This is a genomic window from Rhizorhabdus sp., from assembly GCF_018006725.1.
Lineage (GTDB): Bacteria > Pseudomonadota > Alphaproteobacteria > Sphingomonadales > Sphingomonadaceae > Rhizorhabdus.
On record NZ_JAGMXV010000071.1, the window covers coordinates 1 to 21495 of the forward strand.

A 21495-nucleotide genomic window follows, 5' to 3' on the forward strand; every position below is an offset into this window, starting at 1 on the left:
TCGGCACCGACCGTCCTTATGAGCTCGATCAGGCGACGATCCGGCCCCAGTGCCTCGAACATCCAACCGCCGAGCAGGGCCACGCGCATCGTCGGCAGATAGGTGCGCTCGAACGTATCATATGCAAGATAACCCAAGGAAACGAGCGTCTTAAGCAAAGCGACGGTGCTCGACTGCGGCCAGCCGAGCTTGCGCACGATTTCCGTCGCGCTGAGCGGCACGCGGCTGCCGTCGAACAGCTCGAGGATCTCGAACACCCGTGAGGCGGATTTAACGCTGCTGTCGTCAGCCATGTTTCATTTCCATATATATGGAAGTTAAATTCTCAAATATGATTACATTTGACTCGCCGCCTGTCCAGCGGGAAGCTGCAGGCACCGGCACAGGCCGGCAGAGCACGGAGGTTGCATGAGCGGCGGCTATATCGACATCGTCTGCAATATCTTCACCCCGGAGGCGGTCGCCGGCGGCATGACCGGCATCGACGATGCGTTCAAAGCCAAGGTTCGAATGGATCCGGCAATGCGCGACGGGATCACGATCGAAGATTATCTGCGGCGGATGGATGCGGCCGGGATCGAGCGCTCGCTGCTGATCGCCGTTCGGGCTGGCGACCTCAACGTGCGTCTCTCATGGGAAGTGCCCTATGAGATGATCGCGGAAATCTGCCAGCGCTATCCAGACCGCTTTTCCGGTCTAGCGGGCATCGACCAAACCCGCGGCATGAAAGGCCTGCGCGAGCTGGAGCAGGCCGTCAACGATTATGGGTTCGTCGGCGCCCACTGGTATCCGCACTGGTTCGGCTGCCCGCCCAATGCTCCGCAAATCTATCCCTATTATGCGAAGTGCTGCGAGCTCGACATTCCGATCATGATGCAGGTCGGCCAGAATCTGGTCTATTCAAGCGAACGGCGGCTGCCCTCGGTCGCCCGTCCCATCCTGCTAGACCAGGTCGCGATCGATTTTCCCGAGCTCGTGCTGATCGGCATCCACGTCGGCGTTCCCTGGACCGAAGAGATGATCTCGATGTGCTGGAAGCACGACAATGTCTATACGGCGGGCGATGCCTATGCGCCGAAGCACTGGCCGCAGTCTTATGTTCATTATGCCAACACCTATGGGCGCGAGAAGGTGCTGTTCGGCACGGACTTTCCCGTGATCGACCCGATACGGGGCGTACAGGAAGTCGATGCGCTCGGCTTTCGCCCGGAATCGCACCGCCTGCTGATGCGCGAGAACGCGCTACGCATTTTCAAAAAGATCCCACGCTGAGGTCGCCATGAGCTATCCCGTGCGTTCCGCGCAAATCCCGCAGAATTTCGTTTCGATGACGGCGCTAGGGGCGGTCCGCGCCACCGCTCTTCGCGACCCTGCCCGCAAGGCGGTGGTGTGCGGAGACCGGACGCTCAGCTACGGGATGCTCGTGGAGCGGTCGGAAAAGCTGCGCGATGCGACGATCACGACGCTCGGCCTGACCAAGGGTCAGAATGGCGCGATCGTCGCGCGCAACTGCATCGAATATATCGAAGTGGCGCTGGGCCTGCCGGATGCCGGCGTGGCACTGGCGACGGTGAATCCGCGCTTCACGCCCAGCGAAATCAAGGCGGTCGTCGAAAGCGCCGAAGCCAAGGTCATCTTCACCGATGCCGAAACGGCGCCTGCCGTCCGCGCAGCAGGCTTCGACCCGTCGATCCGGATCATCGAGTTCGGCAAGGATTACGAGGCGCTGATCGCGGCACCACCAAAGCCGGAGAGCCTTCCCGTCATCGAGGAATGGGACGTCTGGACCATCCCGTTCACGTCCGGCACGACAGGGCTACCGAAAGGCGTATTGCTCTCCCACCGCTCGCGTCTGTTGTTCGGGCTGATCAGCGCGGCCGAGTTCGGCTGCTTCGGCCCGGATGACAGCTTCCTGGTGGTCACCGCCCTCGCCTTCGGCGGCGGTCTGGCCTATCCGCTGGCATCGCTGGCCTCGGGCGGCTGGTTCGAGATCCTCGATCGTTTCGATGCAAAGACCACGCTGGCCAAACTGAAGAGCGGCGACTTCACCGGGATTTTCCTGGTCCCTACCCATTTTCAGATGATCTTCGAGCTGCCGGCGGACATTTTGGCGACCTATCGCCGCCCGAAAATCCGCTCGATCATTTCCAGCGCCGCAGCCTTGCCACAGGCGATGAAGGAAAAGATCGTCGACTTCTTCGGCGACGATGTGCTGCACGAATTGTACAGCTCGACCGAGATGGGCGTGGTGTGCAACCTGCGTCCACGCTTCCAGCTGCTCAAGGATCGGTGCGTTGGCACCCCCGAGCCCCACGCCCGGGTCAGCATCCGGCGCGAGGATGGCAGCGAGTGCGACCCGGAAGAGGTCGGTGAGCTCTGGGTTTCCTCGCCCACATTGTTCAACGGCTATTATAACCGGCCGGAGGAAACCGCCCAGGCGAGCAAGGACGGCTGGGTGAGCGTCGGCGACCTTGCGAAACGCGATGCGGAGGGCTTCATCTACATTGTCGACCGCAAGAAGGACATGGTGATCACGGGTGGCGTCAATGTCTACCCGCGCGAGATCGAGGAAGTGCTCGTCCGGCACCCCGACATCCTCGAAGCCGCTGTGATTGGCCTGCCGGACGAGCGCTGGGGCGAACGTCTGCTGACCGTCGCCGTGCCCCGCGAGGGTCGCTCGCTGAGTGCCGCCGACATCACGGCCTTCTGCGAGGGCAAGATCGCGTCGTTCAAGATCCCCAAGGAGCTGGCCCTGATCGACGAACTGCCGCGCAACGCCAACGGCAAGGTGCTGAAGACGGAGCTGCGCAAGCATTTCATGTCGAAGCCCGCATGACCACCGACGCGCTCGCGGCCCTGCGGGCTGCGCTGGGTGAGGATCGGGTAATCAGCGACCAGGATAGCCTCGCGCTTGCCGGGCAGGATATCTTCTATCAGGGCGATCCCGTTCTCGCGGTGGTACGCCCCGCCGGGGCAGGCGACATCCGGCGCCTGGTCGGCATCGCGCGGGAGCACAAGCTGCATCTCGTCCCTCGCGGAGGAGGAGCGAGCTACACGGCGGGCTATCTGTCCTCCCGCCCGGATCATGCGGTACAGGTCGACCTGCGCGGCATGGACGCCATCCGGGAGATCAACGGTCGCGACCTCTACGCCATCGTAGAACCGGGGGTCACCTGGCAGGCGCTGGACGAGGCGCTGGCGCCACTCGGCCTGGAGGCTCCGTTTCGCGGACCGGTGTCGGGCCGGGTCGCCACGGTCGGTGGCGCGATCGCACAGAATGCGATTTTCTACGGCACCGGACGCCATGGCACCGCCGCCGATTCCGTGATCGGCATCGAGGTGGTTACAGGAACGGGCGCGACGCTGCGCACCGGCAGTTTCGGTGTCGAGACAGCTTCGCCCTTTCTCCGGCATTTCGGCCCCGATCTGACGGGTCTCTTCACCGCCGATGCCGGTGTGATGGGCATCAAGACCGCGATCGTTCTGCGCCTTCGCCGACGGCCTCCTGCGCGGGACGTGGTGAGCTTCGCCACGGCCGACCTTTCCGCCCTGTTCGATTTTCTGGAAGCGATCGGTCGCGACGGCCATGCCAGCCAGGTGATGGCGCTGGACGTCAAGCTCGAGAGCGAGCGGGTGCGCCAGACCGGGCTCCGGGCGAAGGGCGATTATCTCCGCGCCTTGATCAGCGGGGGAGGATCGCTGGCGAAACGGGCGGCCGAAGGCGTCGCCATGGCCCGAGCCAGTCTTCGCACCGCACCGGGGCGAGGCATGGCTGTGCATATTTTCGTCGAAGGCGAGGATGCTGCCGAATGCCAGAGCCGTATCGCAGCGGCGACCGCACTGGCGCGGGAACGAGATCTGATGCCGTCCGACGCTGCCGTCGCCAGCGCCATGCTCCGTATGCCCTTCGGACCAGTGACGGGTCTCGCCGGCGCGCCCGGCGAACGCTGGGTGCCGATCCACGCCATTCTGCCCCACTCGCGCGCGCTGGAGGGCATGGCGGCTGTTGAAGCGCTTGTCCGGGAGCATGCGGAAGGCATTGCCGAGCATGGGATCAAGGTGCGCCATCTTCTCGCGACGCTGGGCGGCGGCGCCGTAACGCTCGAGCCGATGTTCCTGTGGCGCGACCGGCTGACGCCCTTTGCCGATCATCTGCTCCGCGCACAGGGAGGGACATATCCCGCCGACGCGCCTGCCCGGCCCGCCGCCGAAGCCTTCGTCGCGGCCCTGCGCCGGCAGATGATAGAAAGGTTCGACGCGATCGGCGCGCTCCACACGCAACTCGGGCGGGCCTATCCCTATCAGCAGCGGCTCGCGCCGGAGACGGCGTCGCTGTTCCGCGCCATCAAACGCGAGTTGGACCCCGACAATATCATGAATCCCGGCGCGCTTGGTACGGAGCCGCCGACGGCCTGACGGAGGCGCGATATCGGAAGCGATCAGGTCGCCCCTGTAGCCCGTAACGGCGGTGCCGGTCGCCCCGGAGACCGGCGTTCCCGGCCCTACGCTCCCTCGGCCACTCAGGCCTGTTGCACGGATTCGAGAAAGCGGCGCTCGTCGCCATAGGTCGGCAGGTGCGCCATGGTACCGCCGTCCACTGGGAAGACATGCCCCGTCAGATAGCTGGCCGCATCGGACGCTAGGAACGCCACCATTTCCGCCACATCCTGCGGACCGCCCATGCGCGGAAGCAGAGCGGCGTCTTCGTTATAAGCAACGATCTCCCGGGGCACGAGGCGGTCGAGCGTCGGTGTGCGCATCATCGATGGGGCCACGGCGTTGCAGCGTATCCCTTCCCGCCCATGTGCGGTGGCAACCACCTCGGTCAGCATGTGGACCGCAGCCTTCGACACGCTGTAGGCGGGCATCCGGTTCGCCGCGCGCAAGCCATAGATCGATCCGGTATTGATGATGCTGCCCCCGCCGGCCCGACGCATGGCGAGAACGCCATAGCGACAGGCGAGCATGGTTCCGCGAACGGTGACCTCCATCGTGCGGTCCCAGATATCGACCGGCACGTTCAGCACGTCGTTATCGCTGGCGAGCGCCTCGTCGGACAGCAGGGCGGCATTGTTGTGCAAAATGTCGAGACGACCGAACCGCGCCTCGGTCGCTGCGATCGCATCGCGGATGCTGGCCTCGTCCCCGATGTCGCACAGGGTGCTTGCGGCCGAACCGCCGGCCTCGACAATCTCGGCGACCACCGCCTCGGCACGGGCGAGGTCGATGTCGGTGACCATCAGTTGGGCGCCCCTCGCGGCCATGGTCAGCGCCGAAGCCCGACCGATGCCCGAGCCTGCGGCGGTCACCATCGCCACCTTGCCGTCGAGTAGCATCTTGTTCATCGAAACTCCTTGGGGTCTTCCGCTGAGGGATGGATCAGGAAATGGTCAGCCCGCCGTCAACCGTCAGGACGGCGCCGGTGACGAACGAGGCGGCGTCGGACAGCAGCCAGACGATCGCCTCGGCCAGTTCTTCGGGCTCGGCGACCCGGCCGATCGGATGCCCGGCCGCGAGGAAGCGTTCGCGCGAGGGATCCGCCTCGACCCACCCCGCGAGCATGGGCGTCCGCGTTCCACCCGGGCAGACCGCATTGGCCCTGATGCCCTGAGCGGCATAATCGATCGCCGCGCTCTTGGTCAGGCCGATGACCCCGAATTTGCTGGCGATATACTGGACCTGGTCGGGCACGGCGACGAGGCCAGCGACCGAGGACAGGTTGACGATCGAACCGCGGCCGCCTTGCAACATGAGCTTGATCGCGGGCTGCATCAGATGGAACATGCCGGTCAGGTTGACGGCGATCACGCTGTTCCAGGTTTCCAATGCGCAATCGGCAAGCGGTGCGGCGGCCCCCGTCAGCCCGGCTGCACTCACCAGCCCGTCGAGCTTGCCGAACCGGGCCTCGGTCGCAGCGACGATCGTGGAGCAGGAAAACGGGTCGACGACGTCCAGACGATGCGCCATCGCCCGGTCGTGTCCCAGCTCGGCAGCGACCCGTTCGGCCGCAGCCACATCCTTGTCGCCCAGCACCACCGACGCACCTCGCCCGACCGCCAGCGCCGCTGCAGCCCGACCGATGCCGGAACCGCCTCCGGAAATCAGTACGACACGGCCCTCCAGCGAAATTCGGTTGTCCGCTTTCACATGTCACTCCGGACGTCGGGTGCAGTCGCCGAGGCGATCAGTTCCACTCGGTGAAGTTGTACTCGATGTCTTCGAGGATCTGCGCGGGTGTCAGGACGAAGGAAAAGTTGCCGTACCAGGCATTGGTCACCTTGTCGGTCGGGATCCGGTGGATCGCCGAGGTCCCGGGATAGCCCATCCGTGCCCAGCCCCGGCCCTTCCACAGGAAATCGAGCTTGAAGTCGGCCGTCTGAGCATGGACGACCTGCCGCCGCGCCGGCACCTTGGGATCGGGCGACGGAATGTGGCGGACCATGATCCAGCTCGAAAGGTTCGGGAGCTCCTCGACCGATCCCTTCTGATCGGTGATGGCGGCCACCTCCATCATCGTCCGTCCATATTTCTCGAGCTTGCCGTAGACCTCGTTCGCGTGGATCTCGAGCCGACCATCGTCGCACAGCAACTTCGGCATCCCGTATATCTCGCGGCCCGTAAACGTCGCGGTGTCGGTCGAGGTCCAGATATAGGGGATGTGCATGCCACGCCTCCCCTCGAACTCGACCTCGTGGCAGATCAGCGCCTCATGATAATGAAGGCTGTGCGGAGGCTGGGAACCGTCCACGACGATCGCATACACACGGTCGCCACCGACCGGCGTGAGCGGTTCGGGGGTCATGTACAGCACCTCGTCGCGTGGAATCTCCAGCTCCACGATGACCGAGTGGTACTTTTCCATATAATAGGGACCAGGCGCGAAAGGCGGCGACCAGGTCGGCATCACATGCCCGTGCCGCTGATAGGAATTTCCCATAATATCCTCCGTCTTGCGCGCTGGCGGCCAAGGCCTTGGGAAGGGGACCGGTGGCGGCACCATGTCGCCACCGGTCACAGACGTCAGAAGCGAAAGCGCACCTCCAGGCCGTAGGTACGCAGGTCAGCCAGCGAAAATGCGTTGGCCGTGCCGGCGATGATCGGCGCGATTTCCTTGACGTAGCGCTTGTTGAACAGGTTACGACCCCACAAGGTCATATCCCAGTTGTCGGTCTTGATGCCTAGGCGACCGTTGACGACCGAATAGGGCGTGCGGGCAAAATCGGGATCGTTGATCGTGTTATATTCGGTGCGTCCGGTGCGGTTATATTCGACGCGACCGATGAAATTCTTGGTATCGTCCAGCGGGATGTCGACCGACGAACCGAGCGTGAGCGTCGTTTCCGGCACATAGGGCGGCGTCTTGCCGACCGCTGCCGGATTGGCCGCGAGCTTGCGGATCTTCGCGTCGATATAACCGAACGCACCGAAGAAGGTCAGCCATTTGGTCGGACGGACGGTGGCGTCGATTTCGAGGCCCTTGATCCGGGACTTGTCGATGGATTCGATCGATTCCACGAAGGCGATCGGGTCGAACACATATTGCTGGTTGTTCTTTACGTCCGTCCAGAACAGGGCGGTGTTCAACGTCAGCACCCGATCGAACAGCTCGCTCTTGAAACCGACTTCATAGGTCGTTGCGACTTCCTTCTTGAAGGTGTCCTGGGTGATGATCGCCGCCTCGGCCCGGGCCCGTGCAGCGGCAGCGCTGAGAGACGGGTCCTGCTGGCGGAACAGCGTGACACGGCTCAGAACCGCCGTTTCGCGCGTGCCGATCGGGTTGAAACCGCCCGACTTGAAGCTGCGACCCCAGCTGGCATAGGCCGACGCATTGTCGCCGATCTTGTAGGTCAGCGTAGCCTTGGGCTGGAACTGCTTGAAGGTCTTGCTGATCCCGTCGGCACACTGGGCAGCGGTCTGACCGGTAATGCGGACGCAGGCGTTGTAGCTCGCACCGCCCAGGAAAGGATTGGGCTGATCCGGCCCGATCGATCCCGTACTGCGCTTTTCGATATCGTAGCGGCCGGCCAGCTCGAGCGACAGCTGCTTGGTGAAATGCACCGTGACGTTCGCAAAGGGCGCGTAGTTCTTGCCGACGAACCGATCCTCGACCAGGTTCGTCGTGGGATAGGCGCTATTGAGGCCGAAGATGCCGACCGGGAACGGAATGGCATTGCCGCCGCCGACAAGGGTGCGCTGTCCGGCGGCGTTATAGCCGACATAGCCGACCAGTTCCGCGGCGGTGATCCCGGCAGGCAGCGCGCCGTTAAGCGTATTGCCGATCCTGTAGTCGCGCTTGTTCCAGACGAATTCGCCGCCGACCTGCCATTCCAGGAAATCGCCCGGCTTCGACGTCAACCGCAATTCCTGCATGAACTGCTTGGTCTTGATGACCAGATTCTGCGTCCGGTCTCCAAAGATCGGGGTCCAACCGAAATAGTTCGTGGTCGGATCCGACGCATTGCTATAGGGATAGTTCTTACCGCTCGAAAACTGGCGAACGTTCGAATAGCCGGTGATCGATGTCAGATCCGCGCTCTCGAAATCATAGTTCAGCATCAGGCCCGTGCTGAAGATATCGCGCTCATAGCGGCCCGGTACGTCGGATATGAACGGAATGTTGAGATTCTTGTTAGCGCTGATATCGGTGATCGGAATGCCGTGGACCAGAGTACCGTTCGGCGACAGTCCGGGCACTGCCTGAATTTTTGCCGTATAGGTCACGGCGCCACCGGTCGCATGCGACAGCAGGATCCGCCCATCGGCCGTGAAGGGGCCGCCATCGTCCCAGCGGAGACGCAGGCGCCCGACCTCTTCCTTGAACCGCTGCGTTTTCTCGCCGGTGTTGACGTTGGTGTAGCTGCCGTCGGTGCCGGTGAAAGCACCCGAGATCCGGGCCGTCAGACCAGGCATGATCTGCCCGCTCAGGCTGGCGTTCGCATTGTAGGTACCGAACTTGCCATAGGAGAACATGCCGCTACCGGTGAACTCCTCGGTGGGCTTCTTCGTCGTGATGACGATCGCGCCAGCGGAAGCATTGCGACCATAGACGGTGCCCTGCGGGCCCTTTAGCACTTCGATCTGTTCGAGGTCGAACAGGGCCGAGTTGAACTCGGCAGGGCTGCCGATCTTGACGCCATCGATAAGGATCGCGACCGAAGGCTCCGCGTTGCGGATTGACGCCTGACCGCGAACATTGATCAGAAAGTCGCCAGCATTGACCGAACTGACGATATCTACGTTCGGAGTGAGTTGCAGGAAGTCGTTTGGTTTCTGAATACCGGCATTTACAATCGACTCTGAATCGAAGACCGAAATAGAAACCGGAGTTTCGATCAGTTTACTGTCACGCTTGAGACCCGTGACGACGATGTCGCCTTCAGAAACTTCGCCCCGATCTGCGGATGCCGATGAAGCCTCGCTCTGCGCAAAAGCCATCGATGAAGCCGACATAAGTGCGAGCGCAAGAGCTGATGCGCTCACCTGCCGAAGGTGATGGAAGTTCAACATATACCCCCCTTTTCTGCCATGCTGACAATAAAGCGGGCGCCGTCCCTTTCCGAACTGGTCCGCCCATCACCGGTGTTCAGCGGAAGCGCCGCAACATCGGACGTCGCCAAGAGTTGTACTCAACGCCATGGGTGTCAATCGCTTTTTGGGCGGTTTTGATAAAATATGGATACAATTTTTCGGCTGCCCCTGATTTTCAAGCTGAAACGGATGCGAAATGCAGCTTTAGCGAGCGGAAGAGAGCGAATAGAGGTAAGCCGCTAAAGCCAAGGGTGTCTCGACCCAAGTCAACTTCCACATATGTGTATTCTTTGACGCTATGCGGCGGCACTGATTCGCGCCAAGCTATGCGTCAATTTCGAATCATGTATACATAAACGCATGAGGGCAGCGATGGCGTTAAGCGGAAACCGGCGGAAAATCCTGATCGTCGGGGGGAGCCGGGGGATTGGCGCGGAGATAGTGCGCAGCTTCGCCCGGGACGGTGACGAGGTGGTCTTCACATACGGATCTTCGGAGGGTGCAGCCCTTGCGCTCGCATCGGAAACCGGCGCCACGGCGCGAAAAGCCGATGCCGCCGACCGGAACGCCATGGCCGCGCTGATCGGAGAGGACGGCCCGTTCCATATTTTCGTCTACAACGCGGCCGTGCTTATCTATTCCTCGGCGTTCGACGTCGAGGCTGCGGACGCCGATCGACTGTTCGACGTCAACGTCCGTGGTGCCTACCACGGCTCTGTCGAGGCCGCCCGATCAATGCCGGACGGCGGACGGATCATTCTTATCGGTTCGACCAATGGCGATTGCGTCCCTTTCCCCGGAATTGCGGCCTATGCGATGAGCAAGGCTTCGCTCCACGGCCTGGCGCGCGGCCTTGCGCGCGAGCTCGGTCATCGCAACATAGCGGTGAATGTCGTTCAGCCGGGCCCCACGGATACGGAGATGAACCCCGCCGACGCTCCTCATGCGGCGCAACTGCATGGCGCAATGGCGATAAAACGGCACGGCACCGCCCCCGAGATTGCCGCTCTCGTCAGCTACTTGGCTGGACCGCAGGCGGGTTGGATCACCGGCACGAGCCATACGATCGATGGTGGCTTCGGCATCTGATGCACATCAGCCCTCAACATCCGTAGGGCATGGCCGGCATCGGTGAGCCGGGTCCGACCGAACCAGGGAGCGAATATCCGCGCCCTCAGGAAGCGGGTTCTATATACTGCTGAAGGGATGGTGCCGCTTACAGGACTCGAACCTGTGACCCCCGCATTACGAATGCGATGCTCTACCAACTGAGCTAAAGCGGCTCGCTGGTGTGGCGCGCCTTAACAGTGGTTATCGGCATATTCAAGCGCTCGATGTTCGGATCGTCGCTTCCTCCCGCTCCCCCCGGCAATCCGCAGCGTCATGCCGTGCGGCGGAGCTTCGGACACCACGTGGCCGGGACCATTTTTACCAATCATCAACCGGCCGGGGCGCATGACGAAGGCGAGAGCGGCGATTCCGGACTGGCCGCCGATGGGGACTGGAATGGAAGATTATCGCTCGTTCATCGCGGAGGACTTCGCCGACTGGGATTTCCCGATCGGCGACGAACCCTGCATGGACCTGCCGCCGATGATCGGCGCGGACGAGCGGCGGATGCATATCCGCGCCTATGAGATGTGGCTGTCGCTGCTCGACGGACGCGATTATCCGGCGATCGGCGATCTGGATGCGGCAGCGCTGGGCGAGTTCGGTCCGCATTCGGTGCTGCTCGACTTCTCGGTAGACCCGCTCAACCCCGGCATTACCTATCTCGGTCGCGCGCTGCGCGAAGAAGGCGAGATCGACGCAAATGTGGCGACCGTTGCCGACGTGCCGGGCCAGGCACTGCTCGCACGGCTGACCGAACATTATGCAGAGATATTGGCAAACCGCGCGCCAGTCGGCTTCGAGGCCGACTATATCAACCGCCGGGGCCAGCCGATCCTCTATCGCGGCATCTTGATGCCCTATTCTTCGGACGGCAGCCGGATCGACATGATCCACGGTGTTGTCAACTGGAAGGAAGCGGCCGGCGCGAACCTGCCCGCCGACATCGTGCAGGCGGTGACCACTGCCTTTGCCGGGCCAGCCCAACCCCTGACCGATCCTTCAGTGCAGACCGAGGACGGCCCTGCGCCTGCTCCCTACACCGATCTGGACCAGCCGCCTCTTTCCGAACTGGTTCAGGATGCGCAGGACCTCGCGCAGGAAGCGGTCGCCTGCGAGGGACGGACGCGCAACGCGCTCTACCGCGCGCTTTCACTGGCCTATGACGTCGCGCTGGCGGCCGAGGCGGAACCTGAAGCGTTCGAGGCGATGATTGCCGACGCCGGAATCGTGCCGCAGGCACGCGCCCCGATGACTCCGGTCGTGAAGCTCGTGTTCGGGCGCGACTATGATCGCAAACGCGTGACCGAGTTCGCGGCGGTCCTGACCCACGCGCACCGGCTATGCCTCGCGCCCGGCTCGCTCCATGGCTGGCTGCTGGGCGTCGAAGGCGGAATCAAGGCCGTCGTCGCCGCCGAACGCGGTGAGCGGCGCCCCGCGCTCAAGGTCGACCGTGCCCTGTCGGCGCGCATGCTGCTCGGCAGCGCCCCTGCGCGCGCCGTCGTCGACATGGGCGAGGTCGAGGCCGAGGTCGTCCTGCTGGTGGCACGGCGTGAGGCGGACGGGCGGCTCGCGATCGTCGCCAAGCCGATCGCCGAGAAGGCCCTGGTCGACAAGGCGCTCCAGCGCTTCGCTTGCTGAAAACCGACTTTACCGAAAGGCCAACGCCTCCAGCGCCGCACTGACCTGAGCGCGCATCTCCGGGTCGCGGGTCACCTCCAGCATCGCGCTCAAACTCTCGCGCGCGCCCTCGACCTGACCATCGGCGAGTTGGAAGCGCGCAAGATCCCACCAGCCTTGCCCATAGGATGGCGCCACCGTGGCGATGCGCTCCTGCACCATCAGCGCGCGCGCCGAATCCTTGCCCTGCTCGGCGCGGATCACCTGGTTGGTCAGCAGGCGGACGAGCGCCAGTCGGTTGGACAGCGGCGCCATATTCTGCGCGTCTATCGAAGCCCCCGGCCCCAACGCCTGCCGGATCAGGCGGACAATCGTGTCGCGGCTGACGATCGCGCCCTCGTGAAAAGGGTCGATCACCACCGCCCGCTCGTCGGCGCCGATCCGGACCATGACATGCGCCGGGGTGTTCAGCGCATGCGCCGACCAGCCAAGCCGCCGCGCCTGCCCCACATACAGAATGGCGAGCGCGATCGGCAGCCCCATGCGACGGTCGATCACGCGGATCAGATCGGCGTTGACCGGCGCGTCATAGCTGTTGCGGTCGCCGGTGAAGCCCTGGCGAACGGCGAAGACTTCGGCCAGCGCGGCCGCCTGCGCCATCACGTCGTCAGCCGCCACGGCCATTGCGCGAAGATCGACTTCGATCGCGTCGAGCAATTCGACATAGGAGGAGAGGTCGACACCCGGATGATCGAGCGCGCTCAGTTCCAGCGCGGCGAGGTCCAGCCGGATATCCTCGTCGTCCAGCAGGCCCAGATGGGCGATCGCTTCGATCATGGCGGCTATCCCTTTCCTCTCGCCTCGACCGGGATCGCGGTGCGATAGACCACGGGCCTCAGCGCAAAGCTGGACGTCACCTGTGACACGCCCGTGATGCGGGTCAACTTCTGACGCAGAAAATCCTCGAACGCAGCAAGCGAGGCGACCAGAACGCGCAGCTGATAATCGCTTTCGCCGGTCATCAGATAGCATTCCATGACCTCGGGAAAGCCCGACACGGCCTCTTCGAAAGCGGCGAGGTGGCGATCATCCTGCCCGTCGAGCCGCACCCGCACGAAAGCGCTGACGTGCAGGCCGAGCGCCGCAGGGTCGACGAGCCCAACATAGCCAGACAGGACCCCCATCTCCTCGAGCTGACGGACACGGCGCAGGCAGGGGCTGGGGGACAGGCCGACGCGCGACGCCAGCTCGTGGTTGGTGATGCGTCCATCCCCCTGCAGTTCCGCCAATATCCGCCTGTCTATCGCATCCAGCGCGTTCTCTGGCATCATCATCCTCATTCATGTCCGTAAGCGCAATTTTCTGCCGAATCACAGGAAATTGCCAAGCATATTCGCAAGAAGGAGCATGCAACTTTGCATTATCCTGCGACAGCCGGTCGCCCGGCGCTTCAGGGAGCATGCCGATGCAGCACGACGTCAAGCCGCAGGACCCCGATACCGTCGCCGCGCTGGAGGCGCTCGAGGGGCGACTGCGCTGGCTGTCGAGTTGGACGATCCACAATGCGAACCATTTGCGCGAGAGCCGCGATGGGCTGAAGGTGGGCGGGCATCAGGCGTCCTGCGCGTCGATGACGGCGATCATGTCCGCCCTCTACTTCCATGCGCTTCGCCCGCAGGACCGGGTCGCGGTCAAGCCGCATGCCGGGCCGGTGCTCCACGCGATCCATTATCTGCTCGGCAATCAGAGCCTCGACCAGTTGCAGCGCTTTCGCGCTCTCGGCGGCGCTCAAAGCTATCCCAGCCGGACCAAGGACCGCATCCCGGTCGACTTCTCGACCGGATCGGTCGGCCTCGGCGTCGCCGTCACCGCGTTCGCCAGCCTGGTGCAGGATTATCTGATCGCGCACGGTCAGCTCGACGAGGCCGATGCCGGGCGGATGATCGCGCTGATGGGCGACGCCGAGCTGGACGAAGGCAATATCTACGAGGCGCTGATCGAGGGCTATAAGCACGACATCCGCAATTGCTGGTGGATCGTCGACTATAACCGGCAGTCGCTCGACGCGACGACCGCCGACCGCATGTTCGGCCGCTTCGACGACATCTTCCGCACCTGCGGCTGGCGCGTGCTGACGTTGAAGCATGGCCGGCTGCAGCGCGAGGCGTTCCGCCGGCCCGGCGGGCAGGCGATCGCCGACTGGATCGACACCTGCCCCAATGCCGATTTCGCCGCGCTGACCTATCAGGGCGGTGCGGCCTGGCGCGAGCGGTTGACGCGCGATCTCGCCGGACAGGACGAGGCGCTGGCGCTGATCGACGGGTTCGACGATGCCGGCCTCGCCGCGCTGATGACCAATCTCGGCGGGCATTGCATCGAAACGCTGCTCGACGCCTTCGCCCGCGCCGACGACGACCGGCCGACCCTGTTCATCGCCTATACGGTCAAGGGCTATGGCCTGCCCTTCGCCGGTCACAAGGACAATCATGCCGGGCTGATGAACCCGACCCAGATCGACGGCCTGCGCCAGTCGATGGGGATCGCCAAAGGCGAGGAATGGTCGCCCTATGCCGGGCTCGGCGACAATGTCGAGGCGGTCGTCCGTCGCTTCGTCGCCGCCTCCCCGCTCGCGCGCCGCCCCGCGACCGCCAAGGCGCAACCGGTGCCGGTGCCGGCCCTGCTACCGGTTCCCGAGGGGGACGAGCAGTCGACGCAGGCCGCCTTCGGCCGCATCCTGCTCGACCTCGCCAAGTCGGGGCATCCGCTGGCCGACCGCATCGTCACGACATCTCCCGACGTGACCGTCTCGACCAATCTCGGCGCCTTCGTGAACCAGCGCGGCCTGTTCCGGCGGCAGGAGCTGCGCGACGTCTTCCAGGCGGCGCGCATCCCGTCGGCGCAGAAATGGTCGGGCCATCATGCTGGCCAGCATATCGAACTGGGCATCGCCGAACATAATCTGTTCCTGATGCTGGCCGCGCTCGGCCTGTCGGCGCCCACCTTCGGCACGCGGCTGATCCCAATCGGGACGGTCTATGACCCGTTCATCGCGCGCGGGCTCGATGCACTGAACTATGGCTGTTACCAGGATGCCCGTTTCCTGCTGGTTGCGACGCCATCGGGTGTCACGTTGGGGCCGGAAGGCGGTGCGCACCAGTCGATCAACACCCCGCTGATCGGCATGGGCCAGCCCGGCCTCACCTATTTCGAACCGGCCTGGGTCGACGAACTGGCGCTGATGATGCGCTGGGCATTCGAGCATCTGCAGGCAGACAATGGTGGATCGGTCTATCTGCGCCTGACCACGCGCAGCATCGCGCAGGTCGCCCGGCAGGACGATGGCTGGCAGGCCGATGCGTTGAAGGGCGCCTATTGGCTGCGCAAGCCGGCCAGAGGCGCCGAGGCGGCGATCGCCTTCACCGGCGCGATCGCCCCCGAGGCGCTGTCGGCCTGGGAAACGCTCTGCGAGGATCTTCCGGGCCTCGGGTTGCTCAACGTCACTTCACCCGATCTGCTCCACCGTGACTGGTCCGCCAGCCGTGCCGCGCGCTGGCGGGAGGGAAGCTCGCAGCCTTCGCATATCGCCCGACTGCTGGGAGATCTCTCACCGACGGCCGGGCTGGTGACGGCGATCGACGGCAGCCCGTCGGCTCTCTCCTGGCTGGGCGGCGTGCGCGGCCAGCGCGTGAGCCCGCTCGGTCTCGACCGCTTCGGGCAGACCGGCGACCTGCCCGATCTCTATTCCACCTACCGGCTCGATCGGGACGCTATCGTCGAGGCGGCAGCCGAACTCTTCCTGCGCGATTAGGCTGCATCGGTCGGGCTGCTCGGCACGAGGCGGTGTATGTCGGTGGGAGCCAGCGGCCTGCCGAAATGATAGCCCTGCGCATAGTCGCACCCCATAGCGCGCAGGCGGCTTGCACCCTCGGCCGTCTCGATTCCCTCCGCGATGACGCTGATGCCGAGCGCGCGTCCGAGGCCGAGCACCGCATCGACGATGCAGGCGCACTCGGTCGATTCCAGGAAGCGCCCGGCGAAGCTCCGGTCGATCTTGATCCGGTCGAAACTGAGCAACAGCAGGTGCGAGAGCGACGAATAGCCTGTCCCGAAGTCGTCGAGCGACAGGCGGAAGCCCGCGTCCTTCAGCTGGCGGAGATTGTTGAGAACCGCAGGCGCCTTGCCCAGCGCCGCCGTTTCGGTGATCTCAATCTCGATCCTGCCCGGATCGACATCGTGCAGGCGCGCGAGTTGAGTCACCGTCGCGGCCAGCCCTTCGCGGCGAAGCTGCATCGCCGAAAGATTGACCGCAACGCCGATCTCGGGCGGCAGCGATGCGGCGAATTGCAGCGCCTGACCGAGCAGGGCCGCGCCCATCGCATGGATCTGCCCGGTCTTTTCCGCAACGGTCACGAACTCGTCGGGCGACACGGTACCGAGGCTCGGATGCGTCCAGCGCGCAAGCGCTTCATATCCTACGATGCGCTCGTCCGACAGGCGGACGATAGGCTGATAGTGCAGCACTATGGCGCCCTGGCGCAGAGCTCCGTCCAGTTCGCGCTCGATCAACTGGCGCCGCTGAATGCGGGCATGGAGCGCCTGATCGAACAGACGATAGGTGCCCCGCCCCGCCCGCTTGGCTTCGGCCAGGGCGGAATCGACATAAGCGAGCCAGTCCTCGGCCACGCTCGCCAGCCCAGCGTCACCGCCGAAGACCGCCACGCCGATCGACGCGCCGACCGAGAGCCGCTCTTCCTGCACGTCCAGCGGCTGGGGAAGCTCTCCCAGCAACCGCTCGGCCAGCTGTCGAGACAGGTCTGCGTCGGCCGACGTCGTCGGCGCGACGATGGCGAACTGATCGGCGCCGAGCCGCGCGACGAAATCCTGGTCCCGTGCGACCGAGCGGACGCGCTGGCCCATGACCCAGAGCAGGGCATCCCCGGCCTGATGCCCATAGGCATCGTTGATCGTCCGGAAACCGTCGAGGTCGACCACCAGCACGACATGCGCCTGACCGCGCCCCGTGTCCTGCGCCAGCGCCAGTTCCTGAAGGTGTCGCGTGAAGGCGACGCGGTTGTGCAGGCCGGTCAGAGCATCGCGCTCGGCGAGATAGCGGGCCTCCTCCTCGCGGCGTCGTTCCACCCGGCGCTCCAGCGTCCGGTCGATCGCGAACTCGACGATCTTGATCGGCAAACCGCTCGAATCCGTGACCGGACTGTAGAAGGCATCGACCCACAGCTCGCGCCCATCCCGACCGAAGCGCCGATGCCGTGCCACCTGGCTCCGACCGTAGCGCAGCGAGGCCCAGAACTGCCGATACTCCTCCGTGCCGGCATAAGCGGGGGTGACGAAGATGGCGTGATAGCGTCCGATCAGGTCGCCAAGTTCATAACCATAGGCCGCCAGAAAATTCTCGTTTGCGGCGAGGATGCGGCCGTCGAGATCGAACTCGGCAACCAGCATCGTCCGTTGCACCACAGCGAGTTGGTCGCGCAGCATCGCGACGACGTCGCTCTGTCCGGTGATGTCGAAGCCGGCTACGACCAGCTGTCGCCCGGCTGCCGAAAGCCGCTCGCAAAGGCGAAATCCGCCTTGCAGCAGAACGGCGCTACCGTCGCGCCTGCGGCCACGGATCGTCGCTGACGGGGAGTTGCCGCCCGCCGCACTCCAGGCCGCGCCAAAGTCCGCTCCCTCCCCTCCGGCCGAAGCAAGAAATAGCGCATAGGGCTTGCCGAGCGCCTCGGCCCGTCGATAGCCGAACAGCGACAGGAACGCGTCGCTGGCATCTTCGAGCAGGCCGCCCTCATCGAAACGTGCGAGCGCCAGCCCTTCGGGAAGCGACGCACCGGCAAAGGCGTCCAGTGCGGCAGCCAGCCCCCCGCCGTCGACCGGAAAGTCGGAGAAGACATAGCTCATATCGCCGGGCGACCGTCCCGCCTAGAAGAGCGCATCGTCGAACAAGGCGTCGTCGTCCCCATCGTCGCCGCCCATCGTCGCTGCTGCGGCAAGGGCGATCGGCTCACCGATACGAAACTGGTCATGGATGCGACGCTCGCTGGCCATGGTATAGGTCCGGGCGATCTCGTCCAGTACCAGGCGCGCAGGGTGGTCGACATCGGGTGGAAGCGGCGCGCCGGATCCGACTTCGTCGGCGAGCGTGGTCGCGATACCCTCGATGATCCCGCCCAGGTCGAGGCCGGCTTCCAGTTCGTCGGTGGTCTGACGCAGCATGCCCAATATGCCATTGGCTTCGGTCGTGGCGCTTTTCATCGCCTGCTCGGTGCGGCGGGCCCCTTCGCGAATGGCGTCTAGCGACCGGGTAAGCTCGTCGCCCGCCCCGGCGCCAGCCGCATTGGAGCGGTCGCGCATCCGCAGCGAGATCATGTTGAGCTCGTCGGCCGACTTGGTGATGCCGCCGATCGTCGCGTCGAGCTTTTCCGAATAGCCGCGTATCTCGTTCGAGATGACCGTGACAGCGCGGCCGATGCTTTCGACCCGGCGACAGCGCAGGCCGATGTTGATCGCCATCTGCTGCACGTCGAGCCGCAGATCGCGGATCGCGACCACCCGGGTCGACAGGTCGGCCACGGTTGCAATGATAATCTTCAGCGTCTCGTCGGCCTGCCGGTCGGCGCAGTGAAGCTGGGCCAGCATGGCAGCCGCATCGGCAATGCCGGTTTCCAGCCGGCGCAGGAATATCTGGCCATCCTCTCCATTGCCGCCATGATCCTTGAGCGCCAGCAGGCGGCCAGCCTGCGGGCCCAGTGCGCGCAGCGATCCGATGACGACTTCGGTCTCGCGCCGGAAATCGCAGGCAGTGTCGACCAATTGCGCAACCAGCATCGCGAGCACGTGATGGCGGGTCTGAGCACCGATGTCCGCTGCGCCTTCGGGGCCCGCCAGAAAGGCATCGAGCAGCGTGCAGCCGGTCAGGACATGTTCAAGCCGCTGCCGGGCGATGTCTCCGATCTGGATCGCACCCAGCACCGCCGCGACATTGCCCTGAATAGAGCGAGCCATCTGCCCCGTCGATTCGGCAAGCTTGGCGAGTTGCGCCTGATGCTCGCGCAGGTCGCTGGCATCCTGCAGCAGACGTTCGGGCACCTGCGGCACGACGCGCGCGCATTCGGACGCGAGCAGCCGATCGGTACGCTCCATGCCGGCGAGGCTGGCCTCGAGTTGCTCCAGCTTGATGCCGAAGCCATCGGCTTCGATCTTACCGTCGGTCAATTGCTGGCGCATCACGTCGGCGAATTCGACGAAGTCGGGCGCCCCCGACGCAGCGATCTTCACGTTCATGCTGTAGATCTGCAGCACTTCCAACGTGCGCTGAACCTCGTCGACATATTTGCGCAGCGTCGAGGAGGCAGACCGGATCAGCGACACTTCGGACGCACGGTCGGACACCTGCGCCGAAACGTCGAACAGCCGCCGCGCAGCGCTCGTCAGATTGTCGACCGCTGCTGCGGCGTCCCCGCTCTGGAAGACGGTACCGACTATGTTGAGCGAGGCCACGACCTTGTCGATCGCCTCGACCGCTGCGGCGAGCGTCGTGCCCACCTGGAGAAAGCGCGCGTCGAGGCTCGTGACGATCCGCGACAGTTCGTCCTGGGAGGCGAAAACCTGTCCCGGCCAGGGCTGCTCGATCGAGAGGACTTGGTGCTGCATCCGATACTCTCCTCAGCGCGCCGTAGCGTGCAGCAACTCGCGGGCGATGCCGCCGAGCGGGACGATCTTGTCGACCGCATTGCGGGCGATCGCTTCCTTCGGCATGCCGAAGACGACCGAGGTCGCCTCGTCCTGCGCGAAGGTGCGCGCTCCCGCCTGCTTCATCTCCTGCATACCACGAGCACCGTCGTCGCCCATGCCCGTCATGATGATGCCGACGGCGTTCGAGCCGGCGCAGCGTGCCGCCGATCGGAACAGCACGTCCACCGACGGACGATGCCGCGAGACCAGAGGCCCCTCCCGTACCGAGACGAGATAGCGCGCGCCCTGCCGCTCGAGCATCATGTGGCCGCCGCCCGGCGCGATCAGCACATGGCCGCGCATGACGGTGTCGCCATTCTCGGCCTCCTTGACGCTGACCTCGCACAGCCCGTCCAGCCGCTTGGCGAAGGCGCGGGTGAAATTCTCTGGCATGTGCTGAACCACCACGATGCCCGGCGAATTGGCCGGCAGCGCCTCCAGCACCTCGCGCAGCGCCTCGGTTCCGCCGGTCGATGCGCCGATGCAAACGACCATCTCGGTCGTGCGGCTCATCGCCTTTCCGCTGGGAGGCGGCAGCACGGCATCGGCGGTCAGCTTGGCCTGTGGCTCGATCCGCGCCGGCGTGGACGACACTGCGCGCCGCCCTTGGACGCGCGCCCTGGCAGCGCCCTTCACCGTCTCGCGGATCATCATCCGCGCTTCGGACAGATGATCGGCCACCCCGACGCGCGGCTTCAATATGACGTCGACCGCACCCGCCGCCATGGCTTCGAGCAGTGTTTCCGACCCTTCTTCCGTCAACGAGGAGCACATGACGACCGGGATCGGGCATTGCTGCATGAGCTTGCGGAGGAAGGTGAGACGATCCATCCGCGGCATCTCGACGTCGAGCGTGATGACGTCGGGAAGCTCGCCCTGAATGTAACGTGCCGCAGCGAAAGGATCGGCGGCGGTGGCGACGACCTCCAGTTCGGGGTCTTCCTCCAGGATCATCTTCATCGTCTGGCGGACGCTGGCGCTGTCGTCGATCACGAGGACACGGGTCTTGGCCTTGGGCATGATCAGTTCCTCCGGAACACCGTGTTCGCAACCGCTTTGACGGGCAGGTTCATGCCCGCGATGGACTCGGAATGCCCCAGCATCAGATAGCCACCGGGCCGCAGCTTAGCGCACAGGCGGTTAACGACCTTCTGCTGCGTGGGCTTATCGAAGTAGATCAGGACATTGCGGCAGAAGACGATGTCGACCGGTTCACCGATCGGATAATTCTCGTCCATCAGGTTCAGGCGGCCGAAGGCGACCTTTGATCGCAAGGACGGGCTGATCCTCACGTCCCGCCGCTGCGGCGAGCGCGGTCGCATGACGTAGCGCCGGTGCAGATCGGGCGGCACCGGAGCCAGCATCTCGGCAGGATAGATGCCCTTGCGGTGGTCGCCCATGAAGTGCGTGCGCTGACCCAGCGCAGCGCCGAGGCGGCGCAGGAGATCAAGAACCTGATCACCAACAGCACCGAGCAGGTCGAGATCGGCG

The 21495-nt window shown here is 64.5% G+C and carries 17 protein-coding genes and 1 tRNA gene; 6 read left to right on the forward strand and 12 right to left on the reverse strand.

All coding sequences use genetic code 11. The features are described from left to right. A partial coding sequence (locus KAY22_RS11750; RefSeq protein WP_296623572.1) for a helix-turn-helix domain-containing protein occupies nucleotides 1-293 on the reverse strand: 293 nt, incomplete at its 3' end. Between the two features lie 115 nt (nucleotides 294-408). Here KAY22_RS11750 and KAY22_RS11755 point away from each other — a divergent pair. Genes KAY22_RS11755 through KAY22_RS11765 form a run of 3 tightly spaced genes read left to right on the forward strand, consistent with a single transcriptional unit; the run spans nucleotide 409 to nucleotide 4416 of the window. Further along, entirely contained in the window at nucleotides 409-1272 is an 864-nt protein-coding gene (locus tag KAY22_RS11755) for an amidohydrolase family protein (RefSeq protein ID WP_296623575.1), read from the forward strand. Nucleotides 1273-1279: 7 nt separating this feature from the next. Next, nucleotides 1280-2836: an AMP-binding protein gene (locus KAY22_RS11760; protein WP_296623577.1), complete on the forward strand. Its 1557-nt coding sequence runs from the start codon at nucleotides 1280-1282 to the stop codon at nucleotides 2834-2836. After that, nucleotides 2833-4416: an FAD-binding oxidoreductase gene (locus KAY22_RS11765; RefSeq protein WP_296623579.1), complete on the forward strand. Its 1584-nt coding sequence runs from the start codon at nucleotides 2833-2835 to the stop codon at nucleotides 4414-4416. The genes KAY22_RS11760 and KAY22_RS11765 overlap by 4 nt, the downstream gene beginning before the upstream one ends. 104 nt (nucleotides 4417-4520) lie before the next feature. On the opposite strand, the gene KAY22_RS11770 is transcribed toward KAY22_RS11765, so the two are convergent. From KAY22_RS11770 to KAY22_RS11785, 4 genes are all read right to left on the reverse strand, one after another. Then, complete coding sequence (locus KAY22_RS11770; RefSeq protein ID WP_296623581.1) at nucleotides 4521-5345, reverse strand: SDR family NAD(P)-dependent oxidoreductase; 825 nt, start codon at nucleotides 5343-5345, stop codon at nucleotides 4521-4523. A 34-nt stretch (nucleotides 5346-5379) separates the two neighbouring features. Continuing rightward, a complete protein-coding gene (locus KAY22_RS11775) occupies nucleotides 5380-6147 on the reverse strand; it encodes an SDR family oxidoreductase (RefSeq protein WP_296623583.1) in 768 nt (255 codons plus the stop codon). Between the two features lie 37 nt (nucleotides 6148-6184). Then, complete coding sequence (locus KAY22_RS11780; protein ID WP_296623585.1) at nucleotides 6185-6937, reverse strand: acetoacetate decarboxylase family protein; 753 nt, start codon at nucleotides 6935-6937, stop codon at nucleotides 6185-6187. Between the two features lie 83 nt (nucleotides 6938-7020). Next, nucleotides 7021-9435, reverse strand: coding sequence for a TonB-dependent receptor (locus KAY22_RS11785; RefSeq protein ID WP_296623586.1), 2415 nt, complete (start codon nucleotides 9433-9435; stop codon nucleotides 7021-7023). A gap of 465 nt (nucleotides 9436-9900) precedes the next feature. On the opposite strand from KAY22_RS11785, the gene KAY22_RS11790 reads away from it, so the two are divergent. Continuing rightward, nucleotides 9901-10617 carry an SDR family oxidoreductase gene (locus KAY22_RS11790; protein ID WP_296623587.1) on the forward strand — a complete coding sequence of 239 codons (717 nt, stop codon included), beginning with the start codon at nucleotides 9901-9903 and terminating at the stop codon, nucleotides 10615-10617. 118 nt (nucleotides 10618-10735) lie between these two features. Here the strand turns inward: KAY22_RS11790 and KAY22_RS11795 are convergent. Further along, nucleotides 10736-10811, reverse strand: a tRNA-Thr gene (locus KAY22_RS11795). A gap of 223 nt (nucleotides 10812-11034) precedes the next feature. On the opposite strand from KAY22_RS11795, the gene KAY22_RS11800 reads away from it, so the two are divergent. Continuing rightward, nucleotides 11035-12279 (forward strand): hypothetical protein, encoded by a 1245-nt coding sequence (locus KAY22_RS11800; RefSeq protein ID WP_296623588.1) that lies wholly within the window; start codon nucleotides 11035-11037, stop codon nucleotides 12277-12279. A 9-nt stretch (nucleotides 12280-12288) separates the two neighbouring features. On the opposite strand, the gene KAY22_RS11805 is transcribed toward KAY22_RS11800, so the two are convergent. Together KAY22_RS11805 and KAY22_RS11810 are read right to left on the reverse strand one after the other, a co-directional pair. After that, nucleotides 12289-13095, reverse strand: a complete 807-nt coding sequence (locus tag KAY22_RS11805) for a transglutaminase-like domain-containing protein (protein WP_296623590.1) — start codon at nucleotides 13093-13095, stop codon at nucleotides 12289-12291. Between the two features lie 5 nt (nucleotides 13096-13100). After that, nucleotides 13101-13586, reverse strand: a complete 486-nt coding sequence (locus KAY22_RS11810) for an Lrp/AsnC family transcriptional regulator (RefSeq protein WP_366514082.1) — start codon at nucleotides 13584-13586, stop codon at nucleotides 13101-13103. A gap of 137 nt (nucleotides 13587-13723) precedes the next feature. Between KAY22_RS11810 and KAY22_RS11815 the strand changes: the two genes are divergently transcribed. Beyond that, a complete protein-coding gene (locus tag KAY22_RS11815; protein WP_296623594.1) occupies nucleotides 13724-16066 on the forward strand; it encodes a transketolase in 2343 nt (780 codons plus the stop codon). Here KAY22_RS11815 and KAY22_RS11820 read toward each other — a convergent pair. The 4 genes from KAY22_RS11820 to KAY22_RS11835 all read right to left on the reverse strand — a co-directional run. Then, nucleotides 16063-18171 (reverse strand): EAL domain-containing protein, encoded by a 2109-nt coding sequence (locus tag KAY22_RS11820; protein ID WP_296623596.1) that lies wholly within the window; start codon nucleotides 18169-18171, stop codon nucleotides 16063-16065. The two genes, KAY22_RS11815 and KAY22_RS11820, sit on opposite strands and share 4 nt — an antisense overlap. Nucleotides 18172-18192: 21 nt before the next feature. Continuing rightward, nucleotides 18193-19923 carry a hypothetical protein gene (locus tag KAY22_RS11825; RefSeq protein WP_296623598.1) on the reverse strand — a complete coding sequence of 577 codons (1731 nt, stop codon included), beginning with the start codon at nucleotides 19921-19923 and terminating at the stop codon, nucleotides 18193-18195. 12 nt (nucleotides 19924-19935) lie between these two features. Next, entirely contained in the window at nucleotides 19936-21024 is a 1089-nt protein-coding gene (locus KAY22_RS11830) for a chemotaxis response regulator protein-glutamate methylesterase (protein WP_296623600.1), read from the reverse strand. A gap of 2 nt (nucleotides 21025-21026) precedes the next feature. Beyond that, nucleotides 21027-21495 (reverse strand): CheR family methyltransferase (locus KAY22_RS11835; protein ID WP_296623602.1); only part of this gene is annotated, 469 nt, incomplete at its 5' end.

Bases quoted from the DNA above. Each gene is read 5' to 3' on its own strand.
- KAY22_RS11755 (WP_296623575.1), top strand. From the start codon at position 409: ATGAGCGGCGGCTATATCGACATCGTCTGCAATATCTTCACCCCGGAG.
- KAY22_RS11760 (WP_296623577.1), top strand. From the start codon at position 1,280: ATGAGCTATCCCGTGCGTTCCGCGCAAATCCCGCAGAATTTCGTTTCG.
- KAY22_RS11765 (WP_296623579.1), top strand. From the start codon at position 2,833: ATGACCACCGACGCGCTCGCGGCCCTGCGGGCTGCGCTGGGTGAGGAT.
- KAY22_RS11770 (WP_296623581.1), bottom strand. From the start codon at position 5,345: ATGAACAAGATGCTACTCGACGGCAAGGTGGCGATGGTGACCGCCGCA.
- KAY22_RS11780 (WP_296623585.1), bottom strand. From the start codon at position 6,937: ATGGGAAATTCCTATCAGCGGCACGGGCATGTGATGCCGACCTGGTCG.
- KAY22_RS11785 (WP_296623586.1), bottom strand. From the start codon at position 9,435: ATGGCTTTTGCGCAGAGCGAGGCTTCATCGGCATCCGCAGATCGGGGC.
- KAY22_RS11790 (WP_296623587.1), top strand. From the start codon at position 9,901: ATGGCGTTAAGCGGAAACCGGCGGAAAATCCTGATCGTCGGGGGGAGC.
- KAY22_RS11800 (WP_296623588.1), top strand. From the start codon at position 11,035: ATGGAAGATTATCGCTCGTTCATCGCGGAGGACTTCGCCGACTGGGAT.
- KAY22_RS11805 (WP_296623590.1), bottom strand. From the start codon at position 13,095: ATGATCGAAGCGATCGCCCATCTGGGCCTGCTGGACGACGAGGATATC.
- KAY22_RS11810 (WP_366514082.1), bottom strand. From the start codon at position 13,586: ATGCCAGAGAACGCGCTGGATGCGATAGACAGGCGGATATTGGCGGAA.
- KAY22_RS11815 (WP_296623594.1), top strand. From the start codon at position 13,724: ATGCAGCACGACGTCAAGCCGCAGGACCCCGATACCGTCGCCGCGCTG.
- KAY22_RS11820 (WP_296623596.1), bottom strand. From the start codon at position 18,171: ATGAGCTATGTCTTCTCCGACTTTCCGGTCGACGGCGGGGGGCTGGCT.
- KAY22_RS11825 (WP_296623598.1), bottom strand. From the start codon at position 19,923: ATGCAGCACCAAGTCCTCTCGATCGAGCAGCCCTGGCCGGGACAGGTT.
- KAY22_RS11830 (WP_296623600.1), bottom strand. From the start codon at position 21,024: ATGCCCAAGGCCAAGACCCGTGTCCTCGTGATCGACGACAGCGCCAGC.